Below are 14,420 nucleotides of genomic sequence, written 5' to 3'. Positions count from 1 at the left end.
CACCGAAAGGTGCGGCGATGGACCTGGAGTTGGTGGTTGACCAGGCCGTTGCGGACCAGGATGCGGTGCACGGCCGAACGGCCCGGCGCGTTCGCCATCCCGCGGGTCGCCAGTTCGTGGGTCGCCAGTTCGTGGGCGATACGGCGCGCACCCCACCGCGGGCAGGTCTCCCGCAGCCGGCACACGGCGAGTTCGAGCTCCACGGGCACCCGCGACGGCGAGGTGTGCGGCCGCCGCGAACGGTCCTTCAGGCCGTCCCGTCCGCCCTCGCGGAACCCCCGCAGCCATGTGTGCAGGGATTGGCGCGACGTGCCGTACCGGCGGGCGACCTCGGCCACCGGCGACCCGTCGAGCACCTCGACCACCGCGCGGAACCGATGCTCCACCGTCCAATCTTCGTCCCCCGCCGGGGATTCGGGTGTTTCGATCATGCCCAGGGCAACGAGACGCCCGTCAAGAACGTCACTGGACCATCGAAGATCTCCTGCGACCGTGAAGCATGTCCAACGACTTCCACGTCAAGCAAGTTCTGGGACTGCACAGTCAACCAACCTCGGCCAAGCCGTCGACCATCGCATCGCCGATGACTACTGGGTCAGGGTTCGCATCGAATAGGTCAGGAGGGTTGCACGAGCCCACCTCGAGTGACTCGCCCGCGAGCTGTCGCGCGGCCGGAAAGGTCACGCGCGCCCGTGCGCCAGCTCGCACCATCGGCGATCGCCGAGACCACCAGCCCCTGGTGGTCCAACAGCGGGGACACCAGTCGGTAGTCGATCGAGACCCGTCGGTCCGCTCCCCGCTCGCGCGCGGCCTCGGCCATCGCGATCGCCTGCAACGGACCGTGCGTCACAAGCCCGGCGTACCCCTCGACCTCGCGCGCGTAGTCGCGGTCGTAATGGATGCGATGGGCGTTGTAGGTCAGGGCGGAGAACCGGAACAGCAGCGCCGGATCGATCGGCAGACGCCATTCCCCTGGCTTCAGTCCGATGTCCTCGACCTGTTCGCCCGGCGCCGGGGCGCCCGGTGCCACGGCGTCGCGGTAGACGATGTCCTGCTCCTCCGCCACGACGGGTGAGTCGTCCTGCTCGATCGTGTGGCGGACCACGACGAAGGTCAGCCGTCCGCTGCGGCCGTCCTTGTCGGTCGACGACACGATCTCGGTGCGCCGGGTCGTCGGGACGCCGAGGCGCAGCGGCGCGAGGCTCGTGGCCCGTCCGCCTGCCCACATGCGACGCCGCCCCGGCTCCGGCGGCGCTGGAATCACGCCGCTGACGGGGTGGCCGTCGGTGCCGAGATCGGCCTGGGCCGGCCGCTCGAGGAGGTACAGCCAGTGCCACAGCAGTGGCAGGCCGTCGCGATCGAAGTCGGGCTCACCAACCTCCAGCAGGCGGGTCAGCGCGAGCGCGGGCTCTGGCCGGAGCACTTCGCGGCGCTCGATGTGGGTCGGGTGCTCGCTCACGCGGAGACCTCGCTACGTCCGGTTGCGAACTCGGCGCGTAGCGCCGCGTTGTGCTCACCAAGGTGCGGGACGTCACCCATGCGCGACTCCTGACCGTCCATTGACACGGGCGGCAGCATCGCGGAAATCACGCCACCCGGGGTCCGAACCTCGCGCCATCGGTCGCGAGCCTGGAGCTGTGGGTGGGCCATGAGCTCGGAGGGTGCCCGCAAGCGCGCGCAGGCGATGCCCGCCGCGTCGAGGCGCGCGACGATGTCCTCGGCATCGATACCGGCGAAGGCCTCGGCGATGACCGGGGTGATCTGCTCGTCGTTCTCCACGCGCTCGGGATTGCCGACGAACCTCGGGTCCGTGACGAGCTCCGGCCGGTGCAGGACACCGGTGCAGAGCCTCGCCCACTCGCGGTCGTTCTGGACCCCGAGGAACACGAGGTTTCCATCGCCGGCGGGGTAGGGGCCGTACGGTGCGATCGAGGCGTGCTTCGCGCCGGTGCGACGCGTCTCGGTGCCTCCGTGCACCGCGTGATAGGCAGGCTGGCTCATCCACTCTCCCAGCGCATCGATCATGGCGACCTCGATCGTGGCGCCGATTCCTTGCGTCGCGCGCTGCAGCAGTGCGGCGAGAACGCCGGAGTACGCGTACATTCCCGTAGCGATGTCGGCGACCGAAGTGCCAACCTTGCTGGGGGTGTCGGGCGTTCCTGTGGCAATCAGCAGCCCGGTCTCGCACTGCACCAACAGGTCGTAGGCTTTCTTGCTCCGGTACGGCCCCGCGGTGCCGTACCCCGAGATCGAGCAGTGGATCAGCTCCGGGCGCTGTGCTCGGAGGCTCGCCGCGTCCAGGCCGAGGCGTTCCACGGCACCGGGCACAAGGTTTTGCACGACGACGTCGGCCGAGGCGATCATTGCGTCGAGCACAGCGCGGTCCTCGGGCGCCTTGATGTCGAGTTCGATCGACTCCTTGCCGCGGTTGAGCCACACGAAGTAGCTGGAGTCTCCGTGCACGGTGTGGTCGTAGCCGCGGGCGAAGTCGCCCGCGCCGGGTCGCTCGACCTTGATGACGCGGGCGCCGAGGTCGGCGAGATGCCGGGTCGCGAACGGTGCGGCCACGGCTTGCTCGAGTGACACGACGGTGAGTCCCTCCAGAGGAAGCATGCGGGATCCCCTCCTGCTCAGTCCCGCAGGATCGCGCGGGCGCGATCGATCACGGGCTTGTCGATCATGTGACCATCGGGACCGGCGACCACGCCTCCACCTGCGGCCGCGGCTGCCTCGACGACGCCGCGAGCCCACGCCAGCTGCTCTGCGGTCGGCGCGAACACCCTCGCCACCGCCTCCAGTTGGGCAGGATGGATGCAGAGCTTCCCGCCGAACCCGAGCGCGCGGGACCGTCGGGCGTCTGCGGCGACGAGGTCGGTGTCGCAGACCGAGGTCGTGACGCCGTCGATCGGTGCGGGCAGCCCCGCGACGCGGGAGGCGAGCACGAGGCTGCTGCGCGCCGGCAGCAGCGCGTCGTCGACGTGCTCGGCCCGCACGTCGACCGCGAAGTCGAGCGAGCCGAACGCCAGCCGCTCCACGCCGGGGGCCTCGGCAATCTCCACAGACCGGTGGACGCCCAGTGCGGACTCCACGAGCGCGACCAAACCCCGCCCGGCCGGCAGACGTCCGGCCAGCTCCGTGAGCGCCACCGGGTCCTCGGCCTTCGGCACCACGAGACCCAGCACGCCGGGCAGCCCGGCGAGTGCCGCGACGTCGTCGTCGTGCCATGGCGTGCCGGTCGCGTTGACCCGCACCCACGCCCGGCCTCCGTTCGCGAGCCACGCCGCAGCCGACCCACGGGCCGAGTCCTTGGCATCGACACCGACGGCGTCCTCGAGGTCGAGGATCACGGCGTCGGCCCCCGAGGCCGCGGCGCCGGCGAACCGCTGTGGGGTCGTGGCGGGGACGAACAACCACGTGCAGTTGCTCACGCCCATGAGGCCGGGTTCCGTTTGACGAGTTGGCGGGCGATGACGTTCTTCTGGATCTCGTTGGTACCCTCGCCGACGATCATGAGCGGCGCGTCGCGGAAGTACCGCTCCACGTCGTACTCGGTGGAGTAGCCGTAACCGCCGTGGACGCGCACCGCGTCGAGGGCGATCTTCATGGCCACCTCGGATGCGAAGAGCTTGGCCATGCCGGCCTCCATGTCGGAGCGCTCACCGGAGTCGAAGCGCCGCGCTGCGTACTGCACGAGCTGACGGGCTGCGGTCAGCTGCGTGGCCATGTCGGCCAGGTAGTTGCCGATCGACTGGTGCTCCCAGATTTGCTTGCCGAAGCTCTCGCGCTCCTGGCTGTAGCGCAGCGCGTCCTCGAGGGCCGCGGCGCCGACGCCCAGCGCACGCGAGGCAACCTGGATGCGACCGATCTCGAGACCACGCATCATCTGCGCGAACCCTTGGCCCTCCTCGATCCCGAGCAGGCCGCTCTGCCGGGTGCGGTACCCGTCGAAGGAGAGTTCGCAGCTCTCGACTCCCTTGTAGCCGAGCTTCGGCAGATCACGGGAGACTTCGAAGCCCGGACCCTTTTCGACCAGCAGGATGCTGATGCCCCGGTGCACGGGCTCCGCGTCCGGGTCTGTGCGACACAGGAGCGCCACGAGCTGGGAGCGCCGCGCGTTCGTGATCCAGGTCTTGGAGCCGTTGACGACGTAGTCGTCGCCCTCCTTGCGGGCCGTCGTGCGCATGGCCTGCAGGTCGGAGCCCCCTCCCGGCTCGGTCAGCGCCATCGTGGCGCGGATCTCACCGGTGGCCATGCGCGGCAGGTAGTGGTCCTTCTGCTCCTGCGTGCCGTGGTCGATCAGGAGCTTCGCCACGACGCTGTGGCCGCCCATCGCACCGGCGAGGCTCATCCATCCGCGGGCGAGCTCCTCGGTGACCGCGGCGTAGCACGGCGTGCTCACCCCGGCGTCGTTCCACGGCTCGGGGATGGCCAGGCCGTAGATGCCCATCTGCTTCATCTGGTCGATGAGCTTCGCGGGGTAGGTGTTGGCGTGCTCCAGCTCCCGGACCACGGGTTTGACCTTGCGGTCGACCCAGTCGCGGACCAGGGCGACGATCGCGGTCTCCTCCGCGTCGAGCTCGTACGAGGCGATCATCGCGACGCACCCGTCAGGCGACGGTGGGTCAGCAGCGAGGAGACCGCCACCGCGACGATGACGGCGGCGCCGTTGAACGCGGGCTCGACCCAGTCGGCCGCTCCTGCGAGGGTCAGGCCGTTGATGCTGACGGCGACGAAGAACACGCCGACGAGAGTGCCCGCGACGGTATAGCGCCCCGGGCGGATGGTGGTCGACCCCAGGAAGATCGCAGCGAGCGCCGGAAGCAGGTAGCCCACCCCGACCCCGGAGGCCGCACTGCCGGTCCGGGCGAGGAGCAGAGCACCCGCAAGGCCGGCGAGCGCGCCCGAGGCGACGAAGGCCAGAGCGACCGTGCGCTGGACCGGCAGGCCCACGAGGTGTGCCGCCGTCTCGTTGACGCCCACCGACAACAGACGCCGCCCGAAGATCGTCAGCCCGAGGAGGAAGGACACCGCCAGTGCGGCCACGATGACGAGGTACACCGGCCGCGGGACGCCGAGCCACAGGCCGTTGCCGAAGTTCGTGAGGGTCACGGGGATGCCGACGATGGTCTGATGGCCGGACCACGCGGACGCCACGCCCCCGAGCAGGGTGGCCATGCCGAGGGTGATGACGAGCGAGTTGGCCCGGAAGTACGCGATGAGGATCCCGTTCGCCAGCCCGACCAGCGCACCGATCGTCACGGCGATGAGCACGCCGACGAGGATCGGCAGCTCCATCGAGGTGGTCGCCTTGGCCGCGGCGATCGACGTCAGTGCCACGATCGCTCCTACCGAGAGGTCGAAGCGATGCGCCACCAAGGGGATCAGGGCGGCGAGCGCCACCAGGATCAGCACCGACTCGTTGGCCACGATGTTGCGGAGATTCGACACCGTGGGGAACGTTGCCGACGTGGCAGGATCGACGGTGAAGTAGATCGCGACGCCCAGCAGCAGCATCACGAGTCCGAAACGCTCGGTCAGGCGCAGGAGCAACGGGCGCCATCCATTCGTCGTCGGCACGGCGTTGTCCTCGGCGGGCGGCTTCTCGGTCGGCATCTCAAGGGTGGTACGGACGTCCTGGGATGTCATGTCGATGCCTCCTTTTCGTGCTGGTAGACGTTGTCGAAGATCCATGTGCGGGTGATATCCGGCCCCGAGGCCTCGCTTGTGATGCGGCCGTCGGCAAGCACGAGCACCCGGTCGGCGAGATGGAGCAACTCATCGAGGTCGGACGTCGCAAGGAGCACTCCCGCACCGCCGGCGACGGCTGCGTCGATCCGGGCGTAGATGTCGGCCCGTGCACCGACGTCGACCCCCTGCGTCGGCTCGTCCAGGAGGAGGACGACCGGGGCGGACCTCATCGCCCGCGCCATCACCGCCTTCTGCTGGTTCCCGCCCGACAACCGAGCGATCGGTGCGTCCGCCGTTCCCTTGATGCCGTAAGTCTCGATGTCGCGCTCGGCATCCCTGCGCTCGTCGGTGCGTCGCAACCAGCCGTCGCGCCGGTACCGACGGATCGTCGACGCCGAGAGGTTCTCGGTCACCGAGAGGGACAGGAACGCACCGTCGCGCGCCCGCTCCTCGGGGACGAGCGCGAGGCCACGCGAGATCGCCTCGGCGACGTGCCCGGGCCGGAGCCGTCGGCCGCTCACTGAGACCGAGCCTCCCCGCGGCTCGACCGCTCCCATGACGTTCTGCATCACGCTGGTCCGGCCGCTGCCGACCAACCCGGCCAGGGCCACGACCTCCCCGGCGCGGATATCGAAGGTGACGTTCTCCAGGGGACCACCCCGCAGGCCTTCGACCGAGAGCACGGCTGATCCGAAGGAAGTCCGCGGCCGGCGCTGTCGCTCCGCGGGCGCGTGTCCTGCTATGTGCGCCACCAGACTCTCGCGATCGTGCTGGGCCGCGGGGCGGGTGTCGACGTGGCGGCCGTCGCGCAGCACCGTCACGGTGTCGGCGTAGCCAAGAACCTCGTCGAGCCGGTGCGTGACGTAGAGGATGCTCTGGCCCCGACTGCTGTAGGCACTCAGCCGCTGAAGCAGGCCGTCCACCTCGTCGGCGGGCAGGCGCGTCGTCGGCTCGTCCAGGACGAGCAAACCGACGCCGCCGGAGTCGCGGTCGCGCAGGCAGCGCGCCACCGCGACGAGCGTCTGGTCGGCAGGTCGCAGGTCACGCACGAGAGACCGCGCGCGGACAGGGATCTCGAGCGCGTCCAGCAGTCGTTGGACCGATCGGCGTGCCTCGGACCAGTCGATGCCGCCGAGCCGTCGGGGGAAAGGACTGCCGGCGAGGACGTTCTCCGTCACGGTCAGCTCCGGGAACAGGCCGAGGTCCTGGTGGACGAACCTGATGCCTGCCTCCCGGGACCAACGCGGCGTCAGCTGCTCGACGTCGAAGCTCTCGTCACCCAGGTGGAGCGACCCACCCCGGTCGGCGCTATAGACGCCGGCGAGGATCTTGATGAGCGTGGACTTCCCTGAGCCGTTGCCGCCTACGAGTGCGTGGAAGTGGCCGGGCGCGACCGAGAGGCTCACGTCCGCGAGGGCTCGCGTGCCGGGGAAGGTCTTGGAGAGGTGGGCGATCCCCAAAGCGCTCGCCCGCCTCCCGAAGGTGGCGTCGACCACTCAGGCCACTCCCCAGATCTTCTTGTAGTTCTCGCGGTAGCCCGACGATGCCGGGTTGCCGTCGTACACGTCGCCGCGGGGGAGGTGCTCGGCGTCCATACTGCCGATGCCCATGCCCGAATCGACCGGCTTTTCGCCGGCGAAGAGCCGGTTCAGGCCGTCCGCCGCAGCCCAGCCGGTCCAGGTGAGCGGCCGGCCGACCGCGTAGGACTGCGTCCCGTTGCGAATCAGGGTGATCGACGAGGCAACACCCTCATTGCCAGCGAGCAGCAGGTCCTTACGCCCGCCCTGGCGCGCTTGGTTGACAGCCGCCCCCACTCCGAGGGTGATCGCCGAGTCGGCGGGAACCATGACGACGTCCGCGTTCGGGAACTGCTGGAGCGCGGCGGCGGCCTTGCCCTGCAGCTTCCCGCCGAACAGGTCGACAGAAGTGAACATCACCTCATGGACCACACATCCGTCGCACTTGGCGAGGCGGCCGGCCTGGGCGTCTCCGACCATCCGGAGGGTGGCATTGTCGTCCTGGCGCATCAGGATGACCTCCGCCGTGCCGTTGGTCTTGGCGATGGCCCAATCGGCGATCATGGGGCCGACGAAGGTGCTCATGTAGTCCTCGTACGAGATCAGGCTCCGGTTGAACCGTAGGTACTCGTCGAACAGGGGCTTGCCGCCGTCGCTGGACTTGTCGTTGCAGTCGAGCGCGTTGCCGCCGTAGACCTTGACGCCGGCTGTATGGACCACCTCAATCGAGGCCTTGACCACGGAGCAATCGACGCCGAACAAGGCAACGGCATCGACGTGCGCAGCCGCAGCGGCCCGCAGTTGGGAGTTGTAGACCGCCGGGTCGGCCTTCCCGTCGACCAGCTTGACGTCCCACCCGAGCGCCTTCGAGGCGTCGACGAATCCTTGGGCCGGCACAACGCAGCCGGCCGCCTGGGTGCTGCAGGCGAGCGCCCACACGGTCTTGCCGGCCTGCGCCTTGGGACCGCCGGTCGGCAGGGCACGATCGGTGCCTGCGAACGCCTGCTCCGTCGAGGCCTTCGCCTGCTTGATGACGTCGTCGCTGGTCGACCCGGTGGGACCGTGAGACGACGAGCTGCCACACGCCGACAGCGTGAGCGCCAGCAGCGCCCCGCAGACCGCCGCGATGCGAGTTCTCGTCATACCTTCTCCTCCCTCAGCTTCACGTCGGCGCGGACCAGGTGTCCGCGCCGTCCTGCGGCAGTTCGATGACCACGCGAGTCGCTCGGGGGAGCGGCTCGCCGGCTACGGAACTGCGCTGACGATCACGATCGATCGAGTGACCCAGCCCACATTGGGTACTGTGGTCGGTATCGTAAGCGCACATTTGGTACCGGTCAAGGTCGTCATCGAACCTTGCCCTCGGCGGTCCTCCGAGGACGGCAGCAGAAGCGCCACACGGCCGGACCACGGCGGCAGGGCGCTCCGACCGCGCAGATCGCGCGCGAGCAATCCGAGCGGTACGACGGCGATGTGGCTGGGAGACCGGCTGGACGGACTGTGGTGCGACGAGGACTTCGCGGGCCGGTACCCGCACGATGGACGCCCCGGCATCTCGCCCGCCCGATCGGCCGGCGTGTGTGTACTGCGGTTCCTGCTCGGTTTGTCGGACCGTCAGGCAGCGGAAGCGGTCCGATGCCGCATCGACTTCACACGCCCCGGCCCTGGAAGCGGACGATCCCGGCTTCCACCACAGTGTGCTCGCCGACTTCCGCGAACGCCTGGCCCGGGACGACCGCGCCGACCGCCTTCGACGGCCGACAGGTCACCTGCCCCGTGGCCAGGTCGGCCAGGGCCGGCACGCGGTGCACCAGCTCCCGCGAGAGCGCCCGGAAGGTGGGCTTCCTCCGCGAGAACTCCTGCACGTCCGCGTCCGCAGCGCCCGAGTGGAGGGCGCGCTACGCGGTCCGCTCCGGAGTGGAAGGAACCATCAACGAGTTCGCCCACGGACACGCCATGCGCCGCTGCCGCCACCGAGGACAGCCGAAAGCCCACCTGCAACACGTACTCACGGCCATCGCCGTGAACATCGAACGCCTCAGCGGCCGGTCAGTGACCGAGGAAGCCTCTTCACCGAGACCGCCGACCGCCTTCCAGACCTTCCCATGCCGAAGTCCTGGCGCACCCTCGGTAGTTGAGTCCGGGCCATCCAAGATCCCCGGCAGGGTCAAGCTCAGGCCAGGCCGCGGCGGCAGAACCGCCCGAACAACTCAAGTGCGTCGCCGCGGGTGGCGCCCACTCGATCGAGCACATCGGGGTTCCGCAGATGACGGATCACGGCGCCGAGCATCTCGGCCCACAAGGCCGGCGACCCCCCGGTGACCTCTCCCCGCTCCATCGCCTTTCGCACGATCGTCTCCAGCTCCCGAATCGCGATCTCCTGATGGCGGTCGTAGACGTGGCTCGTAGGCAGATAGTTCTCGACGTCGTGCACGAACTGACGGCTGGCTCGACGATTGCGCTCAACGGAGGCTGACAGGTAGGCCTCGATCTGGTCGTGCACATTCGTTGTGTCGTGGGCGCGGCGCAGCGCCTCCTTGCCCATCGAGTTGAAGTAGCGGTCGACGACGCCGACCACGACCTCGTCCTTGCTCTGCCCCAGGTGATAGATCGTGCGGCGGGAGGTGCGAGCGAGGGCGGCCATGTCACCAATCGTGAGATGGCGGAAGCCCTCAGCGAGGAATGCCTCCTCAAGGGCGTTGAGTACGTCGGACTGCCGCCCGGAAAGGGCGTTCGACCTGACGTCTGGCATGGTCCACCTCACTTCACTGCGTCGTCGCCGGGACTGGGCCGGCCCGATTGACGGTACTCCGAGGTCGCGAACGATACCGCTTCCTGGGCCTGGAGTCGTGGTCGGGCGGCTGCACCGTCAGTCGATGCCGTGCGCCGTACCCTCTCGGAGATCGTCGAACTGGCAGCCCGTGCGGTCGCGGACCTCCTCCAGCGTCACCTCGGGGGCGAGCTCGACCAGCGCCAGACCTGCCTGCGTCACGTCGAAGATGGCCAGGTCGGTGACGACCCGGTTCACGACACTGCGGCCGGTCAGGGGCAGGTCGCAGGTCTCGACGATCTTCGGCCGGCCGTCCTTCGTCGTGTGGTCGGTCAGGACGACGACCCGCCGGGCTCCCGCCACGAGGTCCATCGCGCCGCCCATGCCCTTGACGAGCACACCGGGGATCGTCCAGTTGGCGAGGTCGCCCGACCCAGACACCTGCATGGCCCCGAGGATCGCCAGGTCGATGTGGCCGCCGCGAATCATCGCGAAGGACTGGTCGGACCCGAAGAAGCTGCCCCCCGGCTCGATCGTGACCGTCTGCTTACCCGCGTTGATGAGGTCGGCGTCCTCGTCGCTCTCGAGCGGGAACTTCCCCATGCCCAGCATGCCGTTCTCGCTTTGCAGGGTCACTCGGATACCCGCCGGCACGTGATTCGCCACCAACGTCGGAATGCCGATCCCGAGATTGACATATGCGCCGTCGACCAGCTCGCGCGCCGCGACGGCGGCCATCTGCTCACGCCTCCACATGGGCGCCTCCTTCGGACTGCCGCGGCCGCGTCGTCCGTTGCTCGATCTCCGGCGCTCGCGCCGACGCGACGACCACCTCGTCGATGTAGATCCCCGGCGTCTGCACGAGGTCGGGGTCGAGGTACCCCTCCACCACCCGGTCGACCTCCGCGAGCGTGACCCGCCCCGCAGTGGCGACGACGGGATTGAAGTTCCGCGCGGTCATTCGGTACGTCAAGTTGCCCGCCGTGTCCGCGTGGTGGGCGCGCACGAGCGCGAGGTCCGCGACGATCGCGTGCTCCAGGATCACGGTACGGCCGCCCATCTGTGTGGTCGGCTTGCCCTCGGCGACGATGGTGTGGGCTCCGGTCGGGGTGTAGAAGGCGGGAATCCCCGCCCCGCCCGCGCGGAGCCGTTCGGCCAGGGTGCCCTGGGGGGTGAACTCGATCTCAAGCTGCCCGTCGAGGTACTGCTGGGCGAACCGGCGGTTCTCACCGACGTAGGACGCCACGACCTTGCGGACCTGCCGACCCTCCAGGAGCACGCCGAGGCCCTTGCCGTCGGTACCCATGTTGTTGGAGACGATCGTCAGGTCGGTCACGCCCGAGTCACGGACCGCCTCGATCAGGTCGAACGGGTTGCCACAGAGGCCGAAACCCCCGACGGCGATCGTCATGCCGTCGAACACGTGACGAGCCACGAGCTCGCGCGCCGTCGTCACCTCGGTCCCCTCTCGTCGGTGGCGCTCGGCGGCAGCACGACCACCCCCGCCTCAAGATGACTCCGGACCTCGGCTGCCTCAAGGCCGAGCTCCCCCAGCAGCGCCAAGCCGTCGCTACCGACCACGGGTGCCGGGCGCGGCTCGGCGGCAGGTGTTCCTGCGAAGCGAGGCACAGGTCGCGCCATGTGACCGTCGCCGAGCGAGGTATAGGTCTGCCGTTCGACGTGGTGCGGGTGCAGTGGCGCTTCACCGATCGACAGGACCGGGGTGACGCAGGCCGAGCTCGTGGCGAACACTTCGGCCCACTCATCACGCGGCCTCGAACCGAAGATCGCCTGCAGGCGGTGCGCCATGGACGGCCATCGCGAGCGATCGTCCTGGGCCGCGAAGTCCGGGTCGTCGCCCAGGGCAAGCCCCTCGAGCAGGCTCGCGTAGAACTGCGGCTCGATGCAGCCGACCGCCACGTGCCGACCATCGCTGCACGCGTAGGTCCGGTAGTAGGGAGCGCCGCCGTCGAGGTGGTTCACCCCACGCTCGTCCACCCATCGCCCCTCGGCGAGGTACCCGTGGAGCATCGCCATGAGGGCCGCCGAGCCGTCGATCATCGCGGCGTCGACGACCTGCCCTCGCCCTGTGGTGCGAGCGCTGACGACGGCCGCGAGGACGCCGTAGGCCAACAGCATGCCGCCACCGCCGAAGTCGCCGATGAGGTTGAGTGGCACCACCGGGTCCCCGTCGGCGGGGCCGATTGCATGGAGGGCGCCGGTCAGGGCGATGTAGTTGATGTCGTGCCCGGGAAGCTGTGCCCAGGGACCGTCCTGTCCCCAACCGGTCATCCGGCCATACACGACGTGCGGCGCCTCGCGCGAGACGTCGTCAGGCCCAAGGCCCAAGCGTTCTGCCACCCCTGGGCGGAAGCCCTCGATGGCGACGTCGCCGGTCGCGATCAGCCGCATCGCGATCGCGCGGCCCTCCGGAGACTTGAGATCGAGCGCGATCGAGCGGCGATTGCGGTGCATCACCGGGTGGAGCTCGGCTCCCGGCCGGTCGATCCTGACGACGTCGGCGCCGAGGTCGGCGAGCATCATGCACGCGAACGGCGCCGGTCCGATCCCGCCGAGCTCGACGACACGCACGCCGTCCAGCGGCCCCGCGCTCATCGACCGCTCCACACGGGGCTTCGCATCTCGGCAAAGGCACGGGCGCCCTCCTGGGCGTCCGCCGACTCCGTCACCGGGCGCGCTATCTCGAGCTGACGCTCGTACGCCTCTTCGTGGCTCCACGAGGACGACGCCGCGACGATCTGCTTGCTGGCGCGAAGCGCCAGCGGGCCGTTGGCGGCGACGCGGTCTGCCAAACGCCGGGCGACCGCCAGTGCCTCACCGTCGGGCGCCACCACGTTGACCAGCCCCACCTCGTGGGCGCGACGAGCGCTGACCAGGTCGCCGGTCAGGATCCACTCCATTGCGACCTGGTACGGGATCCTCGACGGCAGCTTGAGGAGTGCGCCGCCTACGGCGACCAGTCCGCGCTTGACCTCTGGCACCCCGAAGCGTGCGGACTCGGCCGCGACAACCAGGTCGCAGGCGAGCACGAGCTCGCAGCCGCCGGCGACGGCGGCACCTTCGACGGCGGCTATCACGGGGATGGCAGGAGGGCGGGCGGTGAATCCGGCGAACCCGCGGCCCGGGATCGAGGACTTCTCGCCACGGACAAAGGCCTTCAGGTCCATGCCCGAGCAGAAGCTGCCGCCGGTACCGGTGAGGATGGCTACGCGGAGGTCGCTGCGATCGTCCAGGTGGTCGACGATCTCGGCGAGAGCTCCCGCCATCGAGGCGTCGACGGCGTTGCGCACGGCGGGACGGTTGAGGGTGATCGTCGCGACACCGTCGGTCTCCTCGAACAAGACCGGGGCGCCGGCGGCGCTCATCGGGGCGCCATCCGGATGCCGCCGTCGAGGCGGATGACCTCGCCGTTCATGTAGCGGTTGTGGAGTAGCTGGTCGGCGAGCGAGGCGTACTCCTCCGGGTCGCCGAGGCGCTTCGGGAAGGTGACCGATTCCGCGAGGCTGTCGCGGATGTCCTGGGAGAACCGGGCCAGCAGCGGGGTATCGAAGATGCCGGGAGCGATGGTGTTGACGCGGATGCCGAGGTCGGCGAGGTCACGAGCAGCGCACAGGGTCATGCCGACGACGCCGGACTTCGCGGCGGCGTAGGCGATCTGTCCGACTTGCCCGTCCCAGGCGGCGACCGACGCGGTCATGACGATCGACCCGCGTTCGCCTTCGTCGGGGTCGTTCGTGGCCATGCGTGCGGCGGTCAGCCGCAGGGCGTTGAAGGTGCCTACCAGATTCAGCCTCAGGGCGGTCTCGAACCGGTCCAGCGGGAATGGCGTCCCGGCACGGTCCACGATCCTGCGGGGGAAGCCCTTCCCCGGACAGTGGACCAGCCCGCGGATCGTGCCGCGTTCGGAGGCGTGGTCGAGCACCTGGCCGAGGTCGCTCTCCGAGCAGACGTCGCCGCGGACGAACGTCACGCGCTCACCGAGCTGCGCGCGCAGCTCGCTCTCGTCGGCGTCGACCAGGTCGGTCACCACGACGGACACGTCGCGGTTCGCCAAGAGCTTCGCCGTGGCGCCGCCGAGTCTGCCGGCACCTCCGGTCACCACGTACACCGATGGGGTGTCGGTCATTGACAGGTCCTTCCGACGATGAAGAGCACGTCGACGCAGATCCTTGCGGGGGTCGTCAGCGATCCGAGCGGCGCCGAGAGCGCCACCGCCGTTCCACCCCGCACACCGCGGATCAGCGCGTGATGCTGGTATCAGTTCTGGTACTATAGATGCTTTTCCAGTACCGCACAAGTGAATGCGCTCACCCCCGCCGGCTCTCGGCGACGCCCGATCAGGACAGGCCACGGCGGCAGAGATGCCCGAACAGCTCCAACGCCTCGCCTCGTGCGGCACCGAGCCGGTCCAGCACCTAGGGGTC

General features: G+C 69.4%; 14 protein-coding genes and 3 pseudogenes. 2 read left to right on the top strand and 15 right to left on the bottom strand.

Going from position 1 to position 14,420, the window contains the following annotated elements:
* Nucleotides 1-68: 68 nt before the first annotated feature.
* The 8 genes and pseudogenes from ACIBM5_RS34325 to ACIBM5_RS34290 form a co-directional block, all read right to left on the bottom strand.
* Nucleotides 69-431, bottom strand: a pseudogene (locus ACIBM5_RS34325) (helix-turn-helix domain-containing protein); the annotation flags it as partial.
* 185 nt (nt 432-616) lie between these two features.
* The gene (locus tag ACIBM5_RS34320) at nt 617-1,459 is read right to left on the bottom strand and encodes a mesaconyl-C4 CoA hydratase (RefSeq protein ID WP_396010555.1); all 843 of its coding nucleotides are present in this window, start codon (nt 1,457-1,459) and stop codon (nt 617-619) included.
* Complete coding sequence (locus ACIBM5_RS34315; protein ID WP_396010553.1) at nt 1,456-2,613, bottom strand: CaiB/BaiF CoA transferase family protein; 1,158 nt, start codon at nt 2,611-2,613, stop codon at nt 1,456-1,458. Before ACIBM5_RS34315 ends, ACIBM5_RS34320 begins: the two co-directional genes overlap by 4 nt.
* A gap of 17 nt (nt 2,614-2,630) precedes the next feature.
* The gene (locus ACIBM5_RS34310; RefSeq protein ID WP_396010552.1) at nt 2,631-3,434 is read right to left on the bottom strand and encodes an HpcH/HpaI aldolase/citrate lyase family protein; all 804 of its coding nucleotides are present in this window, start codon (nt 3,432-3,434) and stop codon (nt 2,631-2,633) included.
* Complete coding sequence (locus ACIBM5_RS34305) at nt 3,425-4,594, bottom strand: acyl-CoA dehydrogenase family protein (protein WP_396010551.1); 1,170 nt, start codon at nt 4,592-4,594, stop codon at nt 3,425-3,427. The genes ACIBM5_RS34310 and ACIBM5_RS34305 overlap by 10 nt, the downstream gene beginning before the upstream one ends.
* Nucleotides 4,591-5,646 carry an ABC transporter permease gene (locus ACIBM5_RS34300; protein ID WP_396010550.1) on the bottom strand — a complete coding sequence of 352 codons (1,056 nt, stop codon included), beginning with the start codon at nt 5,644-5,646 and terminating at the stop codon, nt 4,591-4,593. Before ACIBM5_RS34300 ends, ACIBM5_RS34305 begins: the two co-directional genes overlap by 4 nt.
* Nucleotides 5,643-7,184 (bottom strand): sugar ABC transporter ATP-binding protein, encoded by a 1,542-nt coding sequence (locus ACIBM5_RS34295; RefSeq protein ID WP_396010549.1) that lies wholly within the window; start codon nt 7,182-7,184, stop codon nt 5,643-5,645. Before ACIBM5_RS34295 ends, ACIBM5_RS34300 begins: the two co-directional genes overlap by 4 nt.
* A complete protein-coding gene (locus ACIBM5_RS34290; RefSeq protein ID WP_396010548.1) occupies nt 7,185-8,348 on the bottom strand; it encodes a substrate-binding domain-containing protein in 1,164 nt (387 codons plus the stop codon).
* Here ACIBM5_RS34290 and ACIBM5_RS34285 point away from each other — a divergent pair.
* Nucleotides 8,332-8,805: pseudogene (locus ACIBM5_RS34285) on the top strand (hypothetical protein); the annotation flags it as partial. The gene ACIBM5_RS34290 and the pseudogene ACIBM5_RS34285 sit on opposite strands and share 17 nt — an antisense overlap.
* Before the next feature lie 49 nt (nt 8,806-8,854).
* Here ACIBM5_RS34285 and ACIBM5_RS34280 read toward each other — a convergent pair.
* Entirely contained in the window at nt 8,855-9,070 is a 216-nt protein-coding gene (locus ACIBM5_RS34280; protein WP_396010602.1) for a hypothetical protein, read from the bottom strand.
* On the opposite strand from ACIBM5_RS34280, the pseudogene ACIBM5_RS34275 reads away from it, so the two are divergent.
* Nucleotides 8,982-9,185, top strand: a pseudogene (locus ACIBM5_RS34275) (IS1182 family transposase); the annotation flags it as partial. The gene ACIBM5_RS34280 and the pseudogene ACIBM5_RS34275 overlap by 89 nt on opposite strands.
* 193 nt (nt 9,186-9,378) lie before the next feature.
* Here the strand turns inward: ACIBM5_RS34275 and ACIBM5_RS34270 are convergent.
* From ACIBM5_RS34270 to ACIBM5_RS34245, 6 genes are all read right to left on the bottom strand, one after another.
* On the bottom strand, nt 9,379-9,957 hold the full coding sequence (locus ACIBM5_RS34270) for a TetR/AcrR family transcriptional regulator (RefSeq protein ID WP_396010547.1): 579 nt from the start codon (nt 9,955-9,957) through the stop codon (nt 9,379-9,381).
* Nucleotides 9,958-10,074: 117 nt separating this feature from the next.
* The gene (locus ACIBM5_RS34265) at nt 10,075-10,713 is read right to left on the bottom strand and encodes a 3-oxoacid CoA-transferase subunit B (protein ID WP_396010546.1); all 639 of its coding nucleotides are present in this window, start codon (nt 10,711-10,713) and stop codon (nt 10,075-10,077) included.
* Between the two features lie 4 nt (nt 10,714-10,717).
* Entirely contained in the window at nt 10,718-11,431 is a 714-nt protein-coding gene (locus ACIBM5_RS34260; protein ID WP_396010545.1) for a CoA transferase subunit A, read from the bottom strand.
* A complete protein-coding gene (locus ACIBM5_RS34255) occupies nt 11,428-12,591 on the bottom strand; it encodes a CaiB/BaiF CoA transferase family protein (RefSeq protein WP_396010543.1) in 1,164 nt (387 codons plus the stop codon). The genes ACIBM5_RS34260 and ACIBM5_RS34255 overlap by 4 nt, the downstream gene beginning before the upstream one ends.
* Nucleotides 12,588-13,361 carry a crotonase/enoyl-CoA hydratase family protein gene (locus ACIBM5_RS34250; protein ID WP_396010541.1) on the bottom strand — a complete coding sequence of 258 codons (774 nt, stop codon included), beginning with the start codon at nt 13,359-13,361 and terminating at the stop codon, nt 12,588-12,590. Before ACIBM5_RS34250 ends, ACIBM5_RS34255 begins: the two co-directional genes overlap by 4 nt.
* Nucleotides 13,358-14,122: an SDR family oxidoreductase gene (locus tag ACIBM5_RS34245; protein ID WP_396010540.1), complete on the bottom strand. Its 765-nt coding sequence runs from the start codon at nt 14,120-14,122 to the stop codon at nt 13,358-13,360. The genes ACIBM5_RS34250 and ACIBM5_RS34245 overlap by 4 nt, the downstream gene beginning before the upstream one ends.
* Nucleotides 14,123-14,420 lie beyond the last annotated feature (298 nt).

Source organism: Embleya sp. NPDC050493 (assembly GCF_044458105.1).
Classification (GTDB): Bacteria; Actinomycetota; Actinomycetes; order Streptomycetales; family Streptomycetaceae; genus Embleya.
The sequence above is the reverse complement of the archived record's forward strand: the minus strand, read 5'-3'. Positions and strand labels throughout refer to the sequence as shown.

Coding starts and splice junctions, on each gene's coding strand:
- ACIBM5_RS34250 (WP_396010541.1), bottom strand. CDS start 13,361: ATGAGCGCCGCCGGCGCCCCGGTCTTGTTCGAGGAGACCGACGGTGTC.
- ACIBM5_RS34310 (WP_396010552.1), bottom strand. CDS start 3,434: ATGGGCGTGAGCAACTGCACGTGGTTGTTCGTCCCCGCCACGACCCCA.
- ACIBM5_RS34270 (WP_396010547.1), bottom strand. CDS start 9,957: ATGCCAGACGTCAGGTCGAACGCCCTTTCCGGGCGGCAGTCCGACGTA.
- ACIBM5_RS34305 (WP_396010551.1), bottom strand. CDS start 4,594: ATGATCGCCTCGTACGAGCTCGACGCGGAGGAGACCGCGATCGTCGCC.
- ACIBM5_RS34300 (WP_396010550.1), bottom strand. CDS start 5,646: ATGACATCCCAGGACGTCCGTACCACCCTTGAGATGCCGACCGAGAAG.
- ACIBM5_RS34315 (WP_396010553.1), bottom strand. CDS start 2,613: ATGCTTCCTCTGGAGGGACTCACCGTCGTGTCACTCGAGCAAGCCGTG.
- ACIBM5_RS34255 (WP_396010543.1), bottom strand. CDS start 12,591: ATGAGCGCGGGGCCGCTGGACGGCGTGCGTGTCGTCGAGCTCGGCGGG.
- ACIBM5_RS34265 (WP_396010546.1), bottom strand. CDS start 10,713: ATGGCCGCCGTCGCGGCGCGCGAGCTGGTCGACGGCGCATATGTCAAT.
- ACIBM5_RS34245 (WP_396010540.1), bottom strand. CDS start 14,122: ATGACCGACACCCCATCGGTGTACGTGGTGACCGGAGGTGCCGGCAGA.
- ACIBM5_RS34290 (WP_396010548.1), bottom strand. CDS start 8,348: ATGACGAGAACTCGCATCGCGGCGGTCTGCGGGGCGCTGCTGGCGCTC.